Annotated in this window: 15 protein-coding genes; 1 reads left to right on the forward strand and 14 read right to left on the reverse strand. The window is 32.5% G+C overall.

From position 1 onward, the window contains the following. A complete protein-coding gene (locus H8K90_RS05990; protein WP_186845010.1) occupies positions 1–2772 on the reverse strand; it encodes a TonB-dependent receptor in 2772 nt (923 codons plus the stop codon). Positions 2773–2910: 138 nt separating this feature from the next. Here H8K90_RS05990 and H8K90_RS05995 point away from each other — a divergent pair, with 138 nt between their 5' ends. Next, positions 2911–3990: an endonuclease/exonuclease/phosphatase family protein gene (locus tag H8K90_RS05995; protein WP_186845011.1), complete on the forward strand. Its 1080-nt coding sequence runs from the start codon at positions 2911–2913 to the stop codon at positions 3988–3990. Positions 3991–4052: 62 nt separating this feature from the next. Here the strand turns inward: H8K90_RS05995 and H8K90_RS06000 are convergent, their stop codons facing one another. The 13 genes from H8K90_RS06000 to H8K90_RS06060 all read right to left on the reverse strand — a co-directional run bounded on the left by H8K90_RS06000 (position 4053) and on the right by H8K90_RS06060 (position 19854). Further along, on the reverse strand, positions 4053–4490 hold the full coding sequence (locus H8K90_RS06000; protein WP_186845012.1) for a hypothetical protein: 438 nt from the start codon (positions 4488–4490) through the stop codon (positions 4053–4055). A gap of 53 nt (positions 4491–4543) precedes the next feature. Continuing rightward, the gene (pbpC, locus tag H8K90_RS06005; RefSeq protein WP_186845013.1) at positions 4544–6892 is read right to left on the reverse strand and encodes a penicillin-binding protein 1C; all 2349 of its coding nucleotides are present in this window, start codon (positions 6890–6892) and stop codon (positions 4544–4546) included. A gap of 76 nt (positions 6893–6968) precedes the next feature. Next, the gene (locus H8K90_RS06010) at positions 6969–7283 is read right to left on the reverse strand and encodes an antibiotic biosynthesis monooxygenase family protein (RefSeq protein WP_186845014.1); all 315 of its coding nucleotides are present in this window, start codon (positions 7281–7283) and stop codon (positions 6969–6971) included. A 78-nt stretch (positions 7284–7361) separates the two neighbouring features. Next, entirely contained in the window at positions 7362–8213 is an 852-nt protein-coding gene (locus tag H8K90_RS06015; RefSeq protein WP_186845015.1) for an SH3 domain-containing protein, read from the reverse strand. 114 nt (positions 8214–8327) lie between these two features. Further along, complete coding sequence (locus H8K90_RS06020; protein ID WP_186845016.1) at positions 8328–13904, reverse strand: alpha-2-macroglobulin family protein; 5577 nt, start codon at positions 13902–13904, stop codon at positions 8328–8330. Positions 13905–14129: 225 nt separating this feature from the next. After that, positions 14130–14435 (reverse strand): GIY-YIG nuclease family protein, encoded by a 306-nt coding sequence (locus H8K90_RS06025; protein WP_186845017.1) that lies wholly within the window; start codon positions 14433–14435, stop codon positions 14130–14132. A 103-nt stretch (positions 14436–14538) separates the two neighbouring features. Next, a complete protein-coding gene (locus H8K90_RS06030; RefSeq protein ID WP_186845018.1) occupies positions 14539–15300 on the reverse strand; it encodes a DUF6090 family protein in 762 nt (253 codons plus the stop codon). Positions 15301–15340: 40 nt separating this feature from the next. Beyond that, the gene (locus H8K90_RS06035) at positions 15341–16087 is read right to left on the reverse strand and encodes a DUF6090 family protein (protein WP_186845019.1); all 747 of its coding nucleotides are present in this window, start codon (positions 16085–16087) and stop codon (positions 15341–15343) included. Positions 16088–16157: 70 nt separating this feature from the next. Beyond that, complete coding sequence (locus tag H8K90_RS06040) at positions 16158–16904, reverse strand: DUF6090 family protein (protein ID WP_186845020.1); 747 nt, start codon at positions 16902–16904, stop codon at positions 16158–16160. Between the two features lie 2 nt (positions 16905–16906). Beyond that, entirely contained in the window at positions 16907–17662 is a 756-nt protein-coding gene (locus H8K90_RS16890; RefSeq protein WP_222611313.1) for a DUF6090 family protein, read from the reverse strand. Continuing rightward, the gene (locus tag H8K90_RS06050) at positions 17659–18336 is read right to left on the reverse strand and encodes a DUF6090 family protein (RefSeq protein WP_186845021.1); all 678 of its coding nucleotides are present in this window, start codon (positions 18334–18336) and stop codon (positions 17659–17661) included. The genes H8K90_RS16890 and H8K90_RS06050 overlap by 4 nt, the downstream gene beginning before the upstream one ends. A 38-nt stretch (positions 18337–18374) precedes the next feature. Further along, positions 18375–19097, reverse strand: a complete 723-nt coding sequence (locus H8K90_RS06055) for a DUF6090 family protein (RefSeq protein ID WP_186845283.1) — start codon at positions 19095–19097, stop codon at positions 18375–18377. A 46-nt stretch (positions 19098–19143) separates the two neighbouring features. Then, positions 19144–19854, reverse strand: a complete 711-nt coding sequence (locus H8K90_RS06060) for a hypothetical protein (protein ID WP_186845022.1) — start codon at positions 19852–19854, stop codon at positions 19144–19146. Positions 19855–19865: the final 11 nt, after the last annotated feature.

The following is a 19865-nucleotide window of genomic DNA, read 5'->3' on the forward strand; positions in this document are numbered from 1 at the left end:
TTAGAATCTTACGTTTAAGTTAACAAAATAATTGGTGCCACGTCCATACCAATATTTTGGTCCGAAAACACGTGTTGGATTTGCATTATCGTCTCTTAACTCTCTATAGTTGGCATTTCTTCCTTGTTCAAAACCACCAGTTTTATATACTTTATCTAAAAGGTTACCTACACTTGCAAATAAACCAATATAGTAATCTCCAATTTTCCAAGATTTACCACCAACAAGGTTCACTACCATGTAATCTTCAAACTTTTCTTGTTTTAATAATTCTGTTGCTATTTCTTCATCATAATCATTAAATGGTAAGCCGTCTGAGTCTAAATAAAAGTTGCGCGTTCTAGTTAGCGTATTTATATCTAAATAAGCATTAGAGAAAAAGTTCGCAGTAGCACCAAACCACCAGAAGTCAGGATCTCTATATTCAAAACCAATAGAAGCAGCTCTTTGAGGACCTCCAGCAAGTTTATAATCTTTTAAATTTGCTTGTCCGTATTCGATAGCACCATCTGGTGTATTAAAACTAGATGAAGTTAAATATAAATCTGGATTATTATCATAAGTATACTGACCAACTGAAGCAGCACCTTTTAATTTAATGGTTGGTGTTACTTGTGCTTCAATACCTAATTCTACACCTAAATGTTTTTTGTCTACACCTTGTAATATCTCTTGAACAAAAGCTGAAGTATCATTATTTTCTATGTCAGCACCACCACTTAATCCATCAGCAAAGAAAAATCCAACTTCGTTGGCATCTTCTATTTTAGAATAAAATCCAGTAATTTTAGCTTTAACAATTGGTGATCTAAAAATATAACTTATATCAGCAGAGCTTACTTTTTCTTCGTCAATGTTTTGAACTATGTTATGGTTTTCTCTAGAGTTAGAGTATGTATTACGTAAACTTGGTGCTCTTGTTATATAACCAGCATTTAAATCTATTAGATGCTTACCAGAAATTTTATAAGTAAATCCTGCTTTTGCTCCTAAACCTGTAAAAGTTAATTCTTCACCTTTTCCAAATGATCCATCGCCAAGAAATCTACTATGTTCCCATAACCCTTCTCTTTGGTACGTGGTATTTGTTACACTTGCAGATACATAAAAATCTACTTTATTATATTTAAATTGTCCTTGAGCGTAAGCAGAAATAATATCAGCATATAAGTTATAGTTATATCTATACTTATCACCTTCGCCTACAAGCCTATTAGGGTTTTGAGTATCGAATTGATAGTTGTCAAAAGCATCTATATTTAAAACACCAACAGTTGAACCTAATAAATCAATAATTTCACCAAAATTTTCAGATTTAAAGTTCTTATAATTTACAGCACCATTTACTATTATATTCTCGTTAATTTCGGTAGTAATAATCGAATTAACTGTTAATTGTGTATCATCAGATCGGTCTTCGTATAATGCATATGCACTACTTAAATCGTTGATGTTATTTGTAGTGTTAGCATCTAATAGACGTTCCCAATTAACTTGTCCATCATTTAAAAAATTCTGTTCAGCTTGATATGCACCTGCATAATCAGGACCATCTGTATCAGCTAAGTAATAACTTGGTAGGTTTTGATAGTATGCCGGACTTGGATTTGCACCGCCAGAATTATCTAATCTACTATTACTTAATTTCCCAAATTGATAACCAATATTTGTGTTTAAACTTGTTTTGTTAGAAATATCCCAATAATGGTTAAGCATAAAAATTGGCTCTTCTACTTCTTTTATACGAGAGTTACGTTGTTCACCATCTAATTCGCCCCAATATTCGTTGTACTTTATACCTTTAAGGTCATAAACCTCTTGAGTATTAGGAGAAGATTTCCCTCTTCTATTTGGTGTATATATTGATGTAAAGTTTATGCTGTGTTTATCATTTATTTTCTTTTCTATTGCAGCAAAAAATGAATTAGAATCGTATAGCGTAGCATCTTGATAACCTTCGTCTCCCCAACGTCTTCCTAACATAAAAGCATAAGACCAGCCACCTTCAACCATACCTGAAGCATAACTTGCCATGACTCTATTTGTGTAACTTCTGTTTGAAGAAGAGTAAGTAAAACGGCCTCCTTTTCTATAACTTGAAGCTCTAGCTACTATATTAGATGTTCCTAAAACACCACCAAAATTGTAGTCAGATGGTGTAAGACCTGTCGTTAACACTTGATTACGCATCATGTCATTTAATCCGCCCCAATTACTCCATTGTGGTCTTCCGTTAAAAAGTTTGTTCATTTCAATTCCGTTAATTAAAACAGAACCGTTTTCAGAATCTAAACCTCTTACTCTAAAGAATGATGAGCTAAATTCAAAAGCTGCAGTTCTTTGGAAAACATCTAATGAAGAAGACAGTAATCCAGAAATATTATCTGCACCACTTGTGTCATCATTTAGTTCATCATCAGAAAGTGTTATTGTAAATAAATCGAGATCATCAGATACATCAATATCTAAAGTCATATCTGTAATGTTAACAGTCTGACCTTCGTTTACAACAATAGGATAACGTTTAGTAACATAACCTGGTTTAGAAATTTTTAAAACCTGTTCTCCTAATGGTACATTACTAGAAAAAATAAATTCTCCGAAGCCATCAGTAGATGTAGTTTGCTGTGTTTCTTCAATAGTTATTGTTACATCTGGAATTGGTTCTGAAGATGCAGCATCTTTTACACTACCTTTTATAATGGTACTTTGAGCTGTCATTGTAAAAGAAGAAAAAATTCCAAATAATAAAATAATTAAACTTTTTTTCATACTTAATTTTAAAGTTAATAATCTTAGTAGATTCAATTATAATGCATTTAGGGCGTGCAAATTTACATTATTTATAATAAATATATACTTTTGGCTCAAGATTTGTAAAGTACTTAATGTTAACATAACATACGCTATATGAAAAAATTAAATCTCTGTATTATTACCTTATTCATTTTTGCATTTATTAATGTAAATGCTCAAGAAAAGAAGAAGTTTAAAATCCACACTGTAGCCTTCTACAATTTAGAAAATTTATTTGATAGTATTAATGATCCGGTAAAATTCGACGAGGCTAGTCCTATTATGGAAATGAATGAAGCCAATAGAGCCGAAGTTTATGAGAAAAAGGTGAAGAATATGGCAAGAGTAGTTGCCGATATAGGATATGAAGATACTAAGAACACACCTGCAATTTTAGGTGTTTCTGAAGTAGAAAATAGACAAGTCTTAGTAGATCTAGTTAACGACCCGCAGTTGTTACAAAAAGATTATGGGATTATTCATTTTGATTCCCCAGACAAAAGAGGAATTGATGTGGCGATGATTTATCAAAAAGCGCTTTTTAAGCCTATAACAACTAGTTCTCATGAATTATTAATTTATGATGATTTAACTAGAAAGCGAGTTTATACAAGAGATCAGTTGTTAGTTAGTGGTGAGTTAGAAGGTGATTTAATTCATATTATTGTTAACCACTGGCCATCTCGAAGTGGTGGTGAGGCAAGAAGTAGGTCTAAAAGAGTTGGTGCCGCAAAATTGAATAAACGTATAATTGATTCATTACAGTCCATAGATCCTTATGCTAAGATTATTACAATGGGAGATTTAAATGATGACCCAACTAATGCAAGTGTAAAGGATGTTTTAAAAGCAGAAAGAAAGCCTAAAAAAGTTGGTTTTAAAGGAATTTACAATCCAATGGAAGAATTCTTTAAAAAAGGTTTAGGTTCTAATGCTTATAGAGATGCTTGGAGTTTGTTTGATCAGATCTTAATAACCCAACCTTTTTTAGAAAAAGATTATTCTTCATTTAGGTTTTATAAAGCAGGTATATTTAATAAATATTATCTAACCAATAAACGTGGACGTTATAAAGGTTACCCGTTTAGAAGTTTCGCAGATGGTGGTTTTACGGGTGGTTTTAGTGATCACTTCCCAGCGTATATATATCTTATAAGAGAGGTGAAAACGGAAAAGACTAAAACAGAAAAATAAAATTAATTAAAAACATAAAAAAAGCGTCTAGAATTATTTCTAGACGCTTTTTCAATTTTATCTTAAAACCAAAGATTCCAAGGAATTTTTGCCAGTACTAAAACTAAAGCAATGGTATAGAAGATTGCTAACATTTTAAATTTTGGCTTAGAAGTTAGTTTCTTTTTGTGTTTAGAATAACCAATGGTTACTAACGTAACTGCAATTATCATTGTGAGCGGATGCTCTACAATTAGGTTTCTTAAGGCAGAATTTTTCATTACTTCGCCCATACCTCCAACTTCGCTTATAGTACCAAAATAATCTTTCATAAAAAACAGAACAATGCCAATTAATAATTGAATGTGCATTGTAATCAGTGCAAACAATGAAATTCTAAAGTCTTTGGCATCAAATTCTTTATCACCGAAAAATTTAATAAGTGCGTTAAATGTGGCTAATATTAATACTAATAGTACTAAATAAGCCCATTTTGAATGTATAAATTGAACAATTTCCATAACTAATAAGTTGATTTATTTCTGTAAAAATAGGAATTTGCAGTTGAATGGAATCATTCCGAAATTGTAATTTTATGTTTTAGTTCATTTCCTAGTTCGTCCATAACAGTAATTATATGATCTCCAGATGTTGGTATAACAGCCATATCATGAATATCCTTTGTACTGCCAACAAATTGACTGTCAATATACCAATAGAGTTCTAATTCTGGTTTTGAATGTGCAACTTTTAGTATTAAATCATTGGTATTGCCATCAAAATCTTTAGGCAGAAAAATAGTGCTTTGCTGATTTGGGTAAATAAATTCCATACTAATTCCTGAAGCTTCAGCACAATCATTTCTGTAAGGTGGAAGTGGTTTGTAAAATGGGTTTTTATTTTTGAAATAATAAGCTTGCAAAGGAGGAAGAATAAACCAAGGAGTGTTATTTATATTAGAAATGGCTTCACATGAAGAATTCACTTGAAACTGCCCTGAATTATCCAAATGCACCAACTTATGAAAAGGACAAGGTGCTGTTTTTTGCCCACTTTTTTGAATATATCTCATTTCGGTGTCATCGCAAATTGAAGAAGCTCTATGGCCACTTTTTTTACAAATATTTACTTCTAACATTTCGTCGTATGGTTGCGAAAACCATTTACTTTTAGGTAAGACATCAAAGACATCAAATAGAATAGGAGCAGCGGTTTGTACACCAACCAAACCTGGTCGTCCTTCACCATCTGCATTACCAACCCAAACACCAACTACATAATTTTTTGTTGTGCCAATGGCCCAAGCATCTCTAAATCCAAAACTGGTTCCTGTTTTCCATGCCACCTCTTGTGAAGAATCGTAATATTCCCAACTATCATCACCTTCTGGTCGGTTCACTTGCTTCATACTTTCAAAAGTGAGAAAGATGGAAGCCGCGTCAAAAACGTCTTTTTCATTTTGAAGCTTTCCAAAATTTACAGCCTCTTCATTGATATAAGTAGGTTGGACAAATTCGTTGGTAAAATATTTACTCGAATTATCATTAAAGTGATTCAAGGTTGAAGCCATAGCAGCATAACTTTTACATAAATCCCAAAGATTACTTTCTGCACCTCCAAGCACTAAAGACAAACCATAATGATTTGCATTGTATTTTAAATCTTTGAGTTGAAGCTGCTTTAAATAATGATAAAAGCGATCTAGTCCAAAATCTTGAAGCATTCGCACTGCAGGAACGTTCAATGATCGCGATAAGGCTTCATTTGCAAATACAGCTCCATCGTAAGATTTATTGAAATTTTCCGGTTGGTAACTGCCAAATTGAGTTGGCACATCAGCCACTAAAGTATTGGGTAATAAATCACCAGCATCTAACATTGAAGCGTATAAAAACGGTTTTAAAATACTGCCAGTACTTCTTGGTTTATCAATAATATCAACACTTTTTTGATGTGCTTTATCTGTTGGTGCATTGCCGACATAAGCCAACACTTCTCGTGTATTGACATCTAAAACTAAAACCGAAATATTATAAATTTCATTCTGTTTTAATAGGTTGTAATGTTGTTTAACTATAGAATTTGTTTGCTCTTGTAACGAAGTTTTTACTGTAGTTTTAATGCGTTCTCCTTTGTGTTTTTTAGCAACTTTCTGAAGTAAATGCGGTGCAATTTGTGGTAAAGGATAAGGTTTTTGCGGCAGACCTTCTTCAATAGATAATCTATAAGTTAATTCATCTATGGTACCATTTTCAAATAGCTTTTTCAATAAACGATTGCGCTTATCTAATAATCGTTTTTGATTTTTCCCTGGATAAATTAAACTCGGTGCATTTGGTAAAACGGCTAAGGTTGCACTTTCTGCCCATGATAAATCCGAAGCATTTCTATTAAAATACCTCCAAGATGCAGCATCGATGCCTACTACATTGCCACCAAAAGGAGCGTAGCTGGCATAAAGATTTAATATTTCATCTTTAGAAAGCCTAAATTCTAGTCGTGTGGCTAAAATTAATTCTTTAAACTTTTCAAAATATGTACGCGATTGTCCCTTTCGAGATAAACGAATCACTTGTTGTGTAATAGTGCTACCTCCACGTTTTACAGAACCTGAACTTAAATTGCCTTTTAAAGCTTTAAAAATTGAAATAGGATTAAAACCAGGATGCTTGTAAAAATATTCGTCTTCAAACTGAAGAATACAGGTTTTAAATTTATCTGGAATACTATCACTTGCAGGAAATCGCCATTGTCCATCATCTGCAATAAGTGCACCTAGCAATTCATTAGAATTACTTGTTATTACTGTGGCTGTTGGGTCTTTGAATAATTGTTTTGGTAAACAGAAATAATAAGCCACAAGAAGTATAGCGACAATTGCCGATTTTATCTTGTTGCGTTTTATGTAGTTTATTAGTTTCATTCTTAAGAGACAGTCACACTGAGTGTAGTTGAAGAATTATATTTGAGATGCTGAAATAAATTCAGCATGACAAGTCTTAAAGATCTTTCATGAATTCGTACTCGCGTTCTACTTTGCAAATCTTTACATTGTACCAATTATACCATTGCTCGCGTCCTTTTTGTTGTGCAAATAAATGGTCTGTGTTGGCTTTCCAATTTTTAATGGCTTCTAAGCTTTCCCAATAGCTTACTGTTATGCCGACTTCATTTCTGGCAGAATCTATACCAATAAAACCCTTTTGTTGTTTGGCTAGATTTTCCATTTTTACAGCCATTTCTGAGTAGCCTTCAATGGTTTCAGTTTGTGTTGAGGTGAAAATTACGGCGTAGTATGGTTTAGAGTTTTTCATATCTATTTTATTAGACCTTTTAGATGAGATACTGAAACAAGTTCAGCAAGACAAATCTAAAAGGTCTTTTTTTATGGTTCAAGACCCTTTTGGCATCTCAAATTCAATTATTTTTTCTGTGATATTATCTTCAGAATCTGTTAAGATAAATTTAATAAAAACACGCTCTGTTGAAATGCTAACCGGATAATCTTTTAGGTTTTTTATAGTTTTTACATAATTTAACCAGTCTTTTCCACATTTGTCTTCAACATCATCTTTTAAATCCTTGATAGCTGTTTCAATAAAATTAATCCAGTCCTTTTCAGTGTATGTTAATGTTTCAAACGTATTAGACTTTAATTGCTTAAGTGGCTTCCATTCTGTACTAAATTGTTTCCATTCATTAGTATTACATTTAGGATCACCACTCATGTAAGAGAAACTATTTTCATAACGTTGAAATAGGCTTACTTGCTTATAATCATTCTCTATTAGAACAATATTTTTCCCTTCAGGTTTATCATTAATATCTACTTTAATTGTAGTTGAATCAGCTTCCTTTAAATTATGTGATCGCTTATAATCACTTGTAGCTAAGTTTTTAATTTCCACATTTACATCATTGAACTTAAGTCGAATTGTTCTTGCAATTTTATTTGGTGATAAATACCCATTAAACACATAACCAATGTGGTTTCTGGTTTCTACTTTCACCCATTTTCCACTGATTTTTTCACCAGCATCTAACACGACTAGGTTTTTATCTGTTTCTTCTAGTAAACCAATGGCTTCACCATAAGCTAATTTTGTAAGCATTTTTCCGCTAACATCTGGCTGGTCTCTAAGAGATAATCCACTTTCTGCTGCTACATACGCTTCTTGTTGTGCCGTTGCAATTGCCATATTGAATACTAAAGCGATCGCTAAAATCATTTTTAAATTTTTCATAATTACTTGTTTTTAAGTTAAACATTTTAGCGGTTTATGTTTAGGATTCTTGTCTGTCGACCGACAAGTAGTTTAGCATTGTTTTTTGAGATTCCTGCCTACGCAGGAATTTGGTTATTTCTCAACAGTTACCCATTTACCCTTATTTCGTACTAAATAATCATCATTATCGTACATGGCTTCAGCTTGCGCTCCTGGTAAATAATAGGTGCCTAAATAAGATGCATTTAACATCACTGTAAAGGTCTTAGTGCCATATTTTCCTTGTCTATTCATATCGAAATAGAAGTTCACTCGATCATCTCTAATATCTGTATATCTCGCATTACTTACTGTGGTATCTCCAAAATCGGTAAATCGTGTGTTTACAATATCCCAACCTGAAGGAAATATTTGTGTTAATGCAACATCGTTTACATAATCTCTTGTTAAGTTTGAAATACTTACCGTTGCTACAAAATCCTGACCTTGTTGTAATTTGGTAACATCGATTTTATTGCCTTGCAAATCTTTATAAACGGTTGAAATTGATAAACCTCTTTGCTCTGCAATTTCATCACCTAGTTTTAGTTTGCCAGAATTTAAAACTCGTACATAAACCAAATTGTCTTTTGAGTTAGTAATTGCAATTTGATTCTCACCTTCTTTTATAGAAACATTGCGTTGCGAAATACCATTTTTAGTGTCAATAGTTTCAGTTTTACCGTTTATGGTATAAGTGAGTTTTAATTCTTTACCACCATTCTGCGTTATCATTTTTCCAAGAGCTAATAAATTATAAGCTGTTGTTTGTGTACTCATCCAACGATCGCTTGCTAAAGATTTTGCAATAGACTTTGCTATATCTGTTTTTTGAGAATGATTAATTAGTAGCATAGTTTCTAATGCCATTGCTCTATTTCTATATACAGAGCCATAGGTGTAGTGATTAGCTTCGTTGTCTTCAAAATCTATATTTGCCGATTTTAAAATGGCCTCACTTGCCTCTTTCTGTCCGGCTAAAGCATAAGCTGCTGCTAATCTCCATTTGGCATCGTTAGAAATTTCATCGAATTCTCTTAATCGGTTCATACTTGCTAAATCAGGACTACCAGCTAAAGCTAAAGTGTACAGTCTGTATGCTTGAGCAAAATCAGTATGATAGGATTTGTAACTTGGTCTCCAATTACGTGCTGCTCGTCTTTGGTAGGCAATCCAATTGCTCTTAAAACTTAGCGGTAAAACGAATCCTTTTTTCTCGGCTTCTATCATAAAATGCCCAGCATAACTTGTTCCCCAATCATTTGCTGAATTTTCACCCATCCAATAGCCTAATCCTCCAATTGCATTCTGAAAACGTCCTAAGCGATTAATACCACTTTCTATATTACGCTGTACTTGCTTTTTCTTTTGAGGTGTTAAATCGAATATATCTGCTAAGAATAATTGTGGAAAAACACTAGAGGTGGTCTGCTCAACACAACCATGAGGATAAAGAATTAAGTACGCTAATCGTTTTGTGAAATCCATAGGTGGTAAGGTTGAAAATTCCACCGTTGCCGAGTTGGTTCCTGGTACTCCAAAGGTTGAAAATTCAACGGTTTGTTTAGCGTTAGCTTGTAACTCACTATCAATAACTCGCGAGGTGAATGGATTAGGATTTTCTACATCAATTTCTACTTTATAAGTCGATTTTTCTCCATTTCCTGTGGCTACAACTTCAATGGTATTAATGCCTTTTGCTTTGGTAACATCCAATTCAAAATACACCATCTTTTCATCTGGTTTACTGAATTTTAATGACTGTGATTTATTGCCTTTTATGGTAATGCCATCACTTACATTTACAGAAAGTGTCACATCTTTCACTTTGTTTTCCATAGCAAAAACCGTAACAGGAAGTGTTACCTTTTCACCTGGACTTAATTTACGAGGTAACGTCGCCAAAACCATCAATGGTTTTTTAACTTTTACAGATTTCTCAGCACTTCCATAAGCTTCGGTATTACTGTTTCCTGCAATAACCATTGTTCTTACAGCACCAACATAATTTGGCATTTTTAATTGGTGTGTTTTTGTTTTTCCGGCATCTAAAAGGAATGGTCCCAAATACGTTACTACAGGCTTAAAGCGATTCGCTTTTTTGTTTTTTCCACCAGCTGCGCTTCCATCTCCACCAATCGCAAAGACTTGATCAATGCTACCAGAATACGCTCCGATAACATCATCGAAAATATCCCAAGTTTTTACGCCTAAAGCTTCACGAGCATAGAAACTATCCCAAGCATTAGGTGTTTTAAATCGGGTTAAGTCCAACAGGCCTTCCTCAACAACTGCAATAGTATAAGTCATGGCTTTATTGTTTTTTTCAGATACTTTTATTTCATAAGATTGCTCTGGTTGAATGACATCTGGCATTTTTATTTGTGGCTCTAATCGAGTTTCAGGATTTTCTACCATCATAGGAATAACTCCAAACAAACGAATTGGTAAATCATTTGAGGTAATGGCATGTGGTTGCAATAATGAAATATTAATAAACACATTCGGAGCCATGTCTTTCGTCACAGGAATTTCTACCGTAGTTTCACCTGGCTTGGTTTTTACCCATTGGTGTTGTAACACTTCGGTTCCATTTTCAATACTTACTAAAGCTCTGCCTTCGCTTCCAGATGGAAACGTAAGTTTAGCTGTATCGCCAACATTGTAGTTGTCTTTATCTGTTGAGAAGACTAACATTTTTGCGGCTTCTTTATCTCCACTTGCCGAATTAGACCACCAGTTTTTGTAGAAGTATGCTGTGCGTCCTGTGGCATGACTACTCACAGGATCAACCACTCTAATTAAATAGCGTCCACGATCACTTTCTGGAATATTGACTTTAAAGCTCGCTTTTCCATTGGCATCAGTATCGATTTCGTATTGCTGTACAGGTCTGTGGTAATTGCTCGACACATAACTCGATAAGTTATCGTAAGAGGAATTCCACCACCAACGCCATTCAATTTTATAGACTTTTACTTCTAATTTATTGCGTTGAATTGGTTTGCCTTCAGCGGTAACAGTTGCAATATCAAACGTTTGATTTTCGTCTGTAAAGAATGAACCATAGTTGTTGCCTTTTGGTGATTGTAAACCAACAAAACTCTCATAAGGTGCATAAGGCATGGTGAAGGCATCGAGTGAGAAATCACCGCCATTTTCAAACGCTCGTACTAAAAATTGAGCTGTTAACATGCCTGGAGCATTCTTGCCAATATTTAATTTTGAATCGACCTTTGCATTCCCTTCAGCATCTAAATAGCCTTCAAATACATTGGTTTCTTCTGAGCTAAAGTTTTTAGTTGGGTCGCTAAACACATAGTTTTTATAACCTTTAAAACTGGTGTATGACGTTGTGAATTTTGCTTTAATTTCAGCTTTCAAATTTTTTGCAGGCGCGCCATGTAACCATGCTACGTTTAAGTCTCCTTGCAGCGGTTTGTTATTGGTTAAAACTTCGTCTTCAAAGTCTATTTTAATTTTTAATCGGTTAGGTTTAACCGTTTCAATTTTAAGGCTTTTTGTAAAATTAGCTCCACCAACAGAAACTTTAGCGTTGTAGTTTCCGGTTTTATAATCGGTAGAGGTTGGTACTGTGAAATCATAGAAATTATTAATGTTATCTATGGACACTTTTCTGTATACTAACTTGCCAACAGGATCTGTGATTTCTAATTTTACAGGATGACGTTTTGGTAGCTTGTTTGCTTTGTCATTCAGCACAAAGGTTAAAAACAAACTATCGCCAGGTCGCCAAACTCCACGCTCACCATAAATATAACCTTTTAGTCCACGTTGCAATCTGTTTCCAGACACATCAAACTTACTTAGTGATAAAGAATTACCATCATGTAATTTTACATAGCTCACACTTTTTCCTTTAGAAACTATAGCAAAAGCTGCTCGTTTTTTAGCATCGATTTCTACAATACCATCATTATTGGTGTTGCCTTTTGCGATTTCTTGTTGCTGATAATTATATAGTGTAACGTTTGCATTTGTTTCTGGGTCTGTTGAAAGTATATTGGTGACTGCAAAGAAGTAGTTGAAATCATTGCCTTGCTTAGCTATAACTCCTAAATTAGAACCAATTAAGTTTAGCGATATAGCACGATTTCCGTAATTAAAGTATGACTTTGTACAAGGATTATCTCTGTCACTATATCTGTAATTAGTGTTTCTGTAGCTATAGCTTAAATTATCCCAATAACGTTCCTCTCTCAGTTCTTCTTCCTCTTCTGTAAGGTCTTCAGAGGCGTAAAAATCTTCTTCGTAATACTCGTCATAATAATCGTCTTCTTCAATCTCTGTGGTTTCTGATTTGGAAGAACAATCGTATAAGGAATAGTCTTGTTTAAAGCTGACTTCAATGCGATAAATTGCACCAGGATCTGCCTGTAAATATTTAGATAAATCGATGCTGTATGCTTTCCATTCGCCAGTATTTAAATTTTCATCTCCTATTAAAGTAATCGTTTCTTTAGCAATACGACGACCGACTTGTTTTATAGAGTGTTCGTAATTGCTATTCATATTATTTTCTTGAAGAAACTGAAGAACATTATCTTCAAATATTTTGATGATTCGCACATCGACTTTGCTCAAATTAACAGCTTCGAAATTGAATTTTAAATCTTTAGAATTTGGTAATATAGAGCCATTGCTAATTAGTCTTACTTGTGGTTTTAATTCTTCAAAAGTTAAGGTTTGCGAGAAGGCTTTTTTGAGTTTAAAACCGTCTGTGTTTGTTATGCCTGTAAATACATCGACTTTTATATCTCCAACTAATTTAGTGTCTGGATAAACTTTTAAAACATTGCCATCAACAATATATTTTGGGTTTTTTACATTTTGAATAGTGACCAAACCAGCAAAGTTTTGTTGTTTTTTTAAAGGGTCGGAAAAGTTGAGTGATAAATATTGTTCTGGATTTTGAATAACTTGTGTTTCTACAATGCTAAAGTTGTTTTTTCCAGGAATATTAATGAAGTTGTCTCCTTTGTTTTCGGCCTTAATGGCTTTTCCATCCCAAGCGATATCAATTTTACTGTCTTCAATGTTGCGCTTGATGCTGTCTATTCTAAATTCAAAATATTTAGACGGTTCTGGCATTTCTAACCAAACTAAGTTGAGGTCTTTTTTATTCTGTTTTGCTGATACCAATTTTTTGGCATCTTCTAAAGTAATTACATCCGACGAGCGTAATTGACCTAAAACGTACTGCCACTCTTTGCTGTACGATTGCAAGTTATTAGTCATAATGCTGAAGCTCGGAGTAATGGTTTTGAACTGAAAGGTGTAATCTTCAAACTCTTTTGGTATGGATTTATAGAGTTCTCCAAGTTTTACAGTAACGGCATATTCTGTTGCTGGTTCTAATGGCTCATCTGGAGTAAATAATAAAGTGTGTTTATTGAGAGCTTTTAATGTGCCTTGAATGTGAGGTTGTGTTTTTATTATAGCATCATCAATGTTTTGTTCTGCTTCCCATCCTTCAACCTCATTGGCCAAGCTAATTTTTATAGGTTCTAATACAGAAACAATTCCAGAAGTGGTATAGCTGATATAATCTCTATACTTAAAAATGTTATCGGTTTCTACAGGCTTTTTTTTACAAGAAAATACCAAATTAAGAATAAGAAGTAGGAGGAGGTGTTTTTTGATGTTCATGGTGTCGATGGTATTAAGAGTAAAACTTTGATTAAAAAGAAGGGTAGGTACATTCTTGTTAAATAGTTACGCCAATTTTTAAGGGTTTAGACTTTTGGTGGTTGTTAAATTGTTCTTAAAGTTAAGAATTGTTACCAGATGAGTTAATGAAATTGGGATTGTTTTTGTATGATTTTGTCATTCCTGCAAAAGCAGGAATCCACTGTATTGGTCATTTTTTACTATCTAGAGACTTGGCCAGTCTTTAGATAAATCTCTCCAATTAGGATTTTCTTTTTCTATAAGATCTATTTTCCATTGACGTTTCCATTTTTTCATATTTTTCTCTCTTTTTTTGGCGTCATTGACGTATTGAAACGTTTCAAAGTAGATTAATCGATTAAGACTATATTTTTTGGTGAATCCATCAATAAGTTTGTTTTTGTGTTCAAACATTCTCCGTTCTAAATCGTATGTAATTCCAATATATAATGTTCCGTTGTACTTATTTGAAAGTATGTATAAGTAGTATTGATGAACATTTTTATGCATTTCATTCGATTATTACATGTGGATTAGCTGCGCTGAACCTAAAGGTTTGTCTGCCTTCGCAGGAATGACAATAAGGTCTAGGTTTTATTAGACGCTAAAAATACTATGGACTCTCGGTAACTTTATTAATCTCAGTTATGGCATCTTTACTAAGCTGAATTAAAGCATCGTACTGAGGAATAATAGTTTTGTCTCTAATAGATGCTTTTGTTATAGCATTTCTATAAAGCACAGAATTATGCACTTCTTTTACAAAAGCATCAATATCTGTAATAGTGATTTTAGCGTCTTGCTGCTCTTTAGCACTCATAAAAATGGTGTATCCCATTTTCATATCAAACGTGTGTTCTAACTGCGTTTCTAAATTATCTACTCCTGTATTAGTTTCATTTTCTGTTATATATAGATATTCTATGGCAGATTTGCGCACTAGTAATAACTTATGCAGGTTACTGCCATTTATTAATGCCAGATAAGGCGATTGCTCTAACGTGTTGAAACCACTTTGGTTTGCTTTAAAATTAAATACATCAAAAACATATATGGCATTCATAGAAGTTTCCAAATCGTAGGTATTGTTGAAAAAAGTGAGTTGTTCCTTTTTATAAAGTGGTATTAATTTTTCTCGTTTTGATTTTAATGAATCAAGCATTAAAATATCATCTTCAATATTATTTTTTATGATTGAAAGGGTTTTCATTAAGGCTTCTTTCTCTTTTTGCTGAGCGTTCCAATTATTAATTTGAAGTGCAATAAGAATACCAATAACTACGAGGATAATTTCTCCAATGGCATAAAGTAAATATTTACTAAACTTATTTTCTGAGAGTAATTGCTGTCGTATGCGTCTAAAAAATTTTATCATTGAATAGCGATTTTTAATAATAAAGTATGTTGTGTTTTCGTTATTTTTTCAATTCCTTATTAATAAGAATTTCAATTTCTTCCATATCAGATAGAATTTTCTTGAATCTCGTAAGACTTGATTTTTCAGAATTTACTTTGTTATTTTGACTGGACTCAAATGCTACAAGAAGTTCTATTTGACGATTTTTATCAAATACCCATTCTAATAGTTTAGGTTGGTTTTTAATATTTTCAAACACAAAATCTACACTGCCGTATATTTGACTTGCATTAAATTCTGCTATTGCTGCTCTATCATTATTGTATTTAGAAACATTTTCTGTTTCTTCTTTATATTTTTCTAAACTAATTAGTTTTTCTCTAATATTAGGTGGTATTAGTTTAACATCTCCAGTGTTTTCTAAAGTTGAAATTGTGTTAGATTTGAATTGTACATTTCTAAAAGCCCAATCTAAATTTGTAGATTCAGAAATTATTTGGAATATTGGCTGGTTTGGTTGATTATAGATTTCTTTAAAGGCTTTAACTTTAACCATATTAGAGTCTATTATTGAAGAATGCTCTTTTATATATGCTTTGTCTTTCTCAAAATCTTGTAATAATTGTTCATAATAAACTTGCCTTAAATTTTCAGTTTTTCTTTCATCATTGAGGTTGTTAAGTTGAAGGGCAATTAAAATTCCAATCACAACTAACACAATTTCTCCGACTGCATATTTAAAATACTTTCCAGTTTTACCTTCTGAAAGTAAGTTTTGGCGAATTTTTCTAAAGAATTTTATCATTTAATAGCGGTTTTTAATAATAAAGTATTTTGAATTTTAGTAATTAATTATGCATTTTGATGTGCTTTAGTTATTTTTTTAATTCCTTATTAATAAGAATTTCAATTTCTTCTATATCAGATATAATTTTCTTAAATCTTTTAAGACTTCCTTTTTCCGATTTAGCCTTCATATGTTGGCACCTTTCGAAGTTAATAAGAAGCTCTATTAAGTTTTTTTCTTCAAATACCCGTTCCCACAGTTTGGGTTGATTTTGTATGTTTTTATAGGCAAATTCTGGACTCCCATATCTATTAGCTGCCGTTGCACCCGCTTTACCAGCTTCACCATTATTGTATTCAGAAGCCTCTTCTGTCGCTTCTTTATATTTATCTAAACGGATTACTTGTTCCCTAATGGTTGGTGGTATTAATTTGATGTCACCAGTATTCTGTAACGTATTTACCGTATTAGTTTTGAATTGAACATTATAAAGTTGCCAATCTAAATTTCCAGTTGCAGAAACTATTTCAATTATTGGTAAGTTTGGCTGATTATAGATGTCTTTAAAAGCTCTAAATTTTACCATATTAGAATCTATTCTTGAAGAATGCTCTTTTATATATGCTTTGTCGTTCTCAAAATCTTGTAATAATTGTTTATAATAAACTTGCCTTAAATTTTCGGTTTTTCTTTCATCATTAAGATTGTTTAATTGTAAGGCAATTAAAATACCTAGAACAACAAGTATAATTTCACCGATGGCATATTTAAGGTATTTTCCAATTTTGCCTTCTAAAAGCAAGTTTTGTCTAATTTTTCTGAAAAACTTTATCATAATTAATTTTTAGATTTTAATTCATTCTGAATAAGTTGAAGCATTCTGTCAATTTTATCGGAGAGGATTTCTTTATCTGTGATGATTTCTTTTTTCCAACTCACTACACCTGCCATTAAATCTTCTAATTTCCGATTATTGAAAAACCATTCGTAGTCTGATGTATATGAGCCTTTTGGAAAATCCTTATAGTAAATAGACCATCTGTTTAAAACATTTAATTTTCCATCCGTTATAGGGTAAAAATGATTGTTCAATAAATCAAAAACGTAACCAACTTCTTGTGTGGCGTCTTCAACCATGGACCCAAAGGATGCGATAAACGATTTCAGTTCTGCATTTTGTAAATAGTCAATCTTACTTGATGCTATTAGGGATTTTATATACCCATCATTGGCCTCAAAAGTATTGGCGCTTTCTACACTTATTAGCATTGAATCTAATTTTTGATGTGGTATTTGAGATACATCTTTACCAAAGAGATTTAGCATATATAAGCCATTATCATGACCTCTTTTATGAATTTCAATAATTTCTTTAAGCTTATTTTTATTAGATATAAGTTCAATTTCAAGATTCTGAAGAATTTCAGTTTCAGAGGCTCTTATCTTTCTATTCTCATTCCAATTGTTAATTTGAAGCGCGATTAAAATGCCTACAACCACCAATATAATTTCGCCAATGGCGTATTTGAAGTATTTGGATGTTTTGTTTTCCATGAGTAAGTTTTTGCGGATATGACGGAATAATTTTATCATTCAGTTTGTTTTTTAGAAAGCCGTACAATTTCTTTCAGGTGATACTGAAGCGGTTCATCTTCAATAGACCTCATAATATTTTTAAGATAAAAAATATGTCGTTCCGTGAGATTTTTGAATTGATCAGTGGTAATAAGTTTGAAGTTTTTTGGGCTTGCTAAATTGGTAAAATCACCACTTTCAATAATATATGGTTCAATTTTCTCTCCCCAAAGTTTTCTAGATACATCTTCTTCTTCAATAAAATCTTGAAGAGCATCTTTCCACGAAATAAGATAATTCCTTAAGGTGTCATTTTTAATAAGTTGATATTCACCAGAAGAAATCAATGATTCTACAACACCGTTTGATGGATTGTAAGACACTCCGTTAAAGGCTGAAAAATAGTATTTTGCTATACTATCTTTAACAGATAAAAGATCCGAATGATTTATATACATCTTGAATTTTTCAGCACTTTTTAAAGAATTAGAGTGTACTTTTTTAACATTTTCAAACTGCAACAAGTTATTTGTAAAATCAGTATTTAGCTCTTTTAAAATACCTGCTTCCTTAATTTTGTCCTTTCTGTTCTCATTCCAATTATTAATACTTAATGCAATGAGAATACCAATAACGACGAGGATTATTTCTCCAAGAGCGTATTTGAGGTATTTACCTGTTTTGTTTTCCATAATGAGGCTTTGACGGATGTGACGAAAGAATTTAAGCATTATTTTTTATGTATTTCGCTTTCTAGCAAGGTGACTATTTTATTGAGTAGTTGCTCTGATTTTTTTTGAGATGAATAATAATTGTCAGCAGCTATGACTAAATTTTCAACCAAATTTTCGAATTTTAGTGCTTTTAGTAAATCCCTATTATCTACCTTAAAACCAGATAATGGAAATGTAACATTTCTATTGTATTCGCCTACTTGATCGGCATTAAGCCAACTGCCACGTTCAAGGATGTAGAGATTTAAGATATCCTCATTTTTATCTACAGTAATAAACCCTTCTTCTAAAATTTCAACTTCTGGTTTCCAAGACGACAGCAAGTTTCTTAACTCTGCACTTTTAAATATGCTTAGTTTTCCGGAACTCAATAAGTCATCTAAAAAACCATTTTGTGGATAATATGGTGAGCTGTTGAATAGTTTATTTAATAAATCGTTAAAAGCATGCTCTGTGTCTGGTATTTTTTTGTTTCCGGTATGATTAAGTATCTGTACACCTGAGGTCATGATTAATTGAGTACTTGTTTTCACTTCTTCTAAGATCTCTCTGTTTTTTAAAAAATCTCGATGAATATTGTTTAAAGCATTTTGCTCTTGTATGTTCAATTTTCGGTTTTCATTCCAGTTATTAATTTGAAGGGCAATTAATATCCCAATAACAACGAGAATAATTTCGCCAATGGCATATTTTAGGTATTTGCCAATTTTGTTTTCCATAATTAGGTTTTGGCGAATTTTTCTGAAGAATTTTATCATGATAGCACTACAACGTTTTTAGGTTACTAATAATTTGTTCTTTAAGTGCTCTGGTTTTTTCTAAAGCCTTATTTTTTAAATCTGCTCCAGCATATCTAAATGACCCTCTATGTTTTATCATATTAATATAAACCTCATCGTGTAAAAGCGCATCATAATCAATAGGTTTGGCATCATAAAGTGTTTTTTCAAAGGTTCTTGCTTTCATTTCTAAAAGTCTAAAATGTTTATGAAAAAGCGGTAAGGCTGCATTTGGCCAAAACTGATCTTCTAAACGAACCGTTTGTGCCAATAAAACGGTATATTCTGAATCAAAAAGATCGATTATTTCTTTTCTTAGTGCATCTGAGGTGATGATTTGAAACCCTCTTGATTTAATAGCTTCAAAAGCAGTTTTAGCGATTACAATATCTGAAGTGAAATCTGCTCTACCGAAATGGTAATTCATACTGTCATTATAAACACTTTTGTTTTCTAAAACTTCAACAACAAATTGTATTGATTTACCAGTACGATATTCTTCTTCAATACTTTTTTTAAGTCTTAGCTCGTTAACTTCTAAATTTTCTAAAAGTTCGGACAATAACTGTTTTTCAATTTTTAAATCAATTCTATTTTGGTTCCATGTATTAATTTGCAATGCTATTAAAATTCCAATAACGACGAGGATAATTTCGCCAATAGCGTATTTTAAGTATTTGCTGGTTCTATTTTCCATGATCAAGGATT

The sequence above is a fragment of the Winogradskyella echinorum genome (assembly GCF_014297365.1).
GTDB classification, from domain to species: domain Bacteria; phylum Bacteroidota; class Bacteroidia; order Flavobacteriales; family Flavobacteriaceae; genus Winogradskyella; species Winogradskyella echinorum.

Coding starts and splice junctions, on each gene's coding strand:
- H8K90_RS05990 (WP_186845010.1), bottom strand. CDS start 2,772: ATGAAAAAAAGTTTAATTATTTTATTATTTGGAATTTTTTCTTCTTTT.
- H8K90_RS05995 (WP_186845011.1), top strand. CDS start 2,911: ATGAAAAAATTAAATCTCTGTATTATTACCTTATTCATTTTTGCATTT.
- H8K90_RS06000 (WP_186845012.1), bottom strand. CDS start 4,490: ATGGAAATTGTTCAATTTATACATTCAAAATGGGCTTATTTAGTACTA.
- pbpC (WP_186845013.1), bottom strand. CDS start 6,892: ATGAAACTAATAAACTACATAAAACGCAACAAGATAAAATCGGCAATT.
- H8K90_RS06010 (WP_186845014.1), bottom strand. CDS start 7,283: ATGAAAAACTCTAAACCATACTACGCCGTAATTTTCACCTCAACACAA.
- H8K90_RS06015 (WP_186845015.1), bottom strand. CDS start 8,213: ATGAAAAATTTAAAAATGATTTTAGCGATCGCTTTAGTATTCAATATG.
- H8K90_RS06020 (WP_186845016.1), bottom strand. CDS start 13,904: ATGAACATCAAAAAACACCTCCTCCTACTTCTTATTCTTAATTTGGTA.
- H8K90_RS06025 (WP_186845017.1), bottom strand. CDS start 14,435: ATGCATAAAAATGTTCATCAATACTACTTATACATACTTTCAAATAAG.
- H8K90_RS06030 (WP_186845018.1), bottom strand. CDS start 15,300: ATGATAAAATTTTTTAGACGCATACGACAGCAATTACTCTCAGAAAAT.
- H8K90_RS06035 (WP_186845019.1), bottom strand. CDS start 16,087: ATGATAAAATTCTTTAGAAAAATTCGCCAAAACTTACTTTCAGAAGGT.
- H8K90_RS06040 (WP_186845020.1), bottom strand. CDS start 16,904: ATGATAAAGTTTTTCAGAAAAATTAGACAAAACTTGCTTTTAGAAGGC.
- H8K90_RS16890 (WP_222611313.1), bottom strand. CDS start 17,662: ATGATAAAATTATTCCGTCATATCCGCAAAAACTTACTCATGGAAAAC.
- H8K90_RS06050 (WP_186845021.1), bottom strand. CDS start 18,336: ATGGAAAACAAAACAGGTAAATACCTCAAATACGCTCTTGGAGAAATA.
- H8K90_RS06055 (WP_186845283.1), bottom strand. CDS start 19,097: ATGGAAAACAAAATTGGCAAATACCTAAAATATGCCATTGGCGAAATT.
- H8K90_RS06060 (WP_186845022.1), bottom strand. CDS start 19,854: ATGGAAAATAGAACCAGCAAATACTTAAAATACGCTATTGGCGAAATT.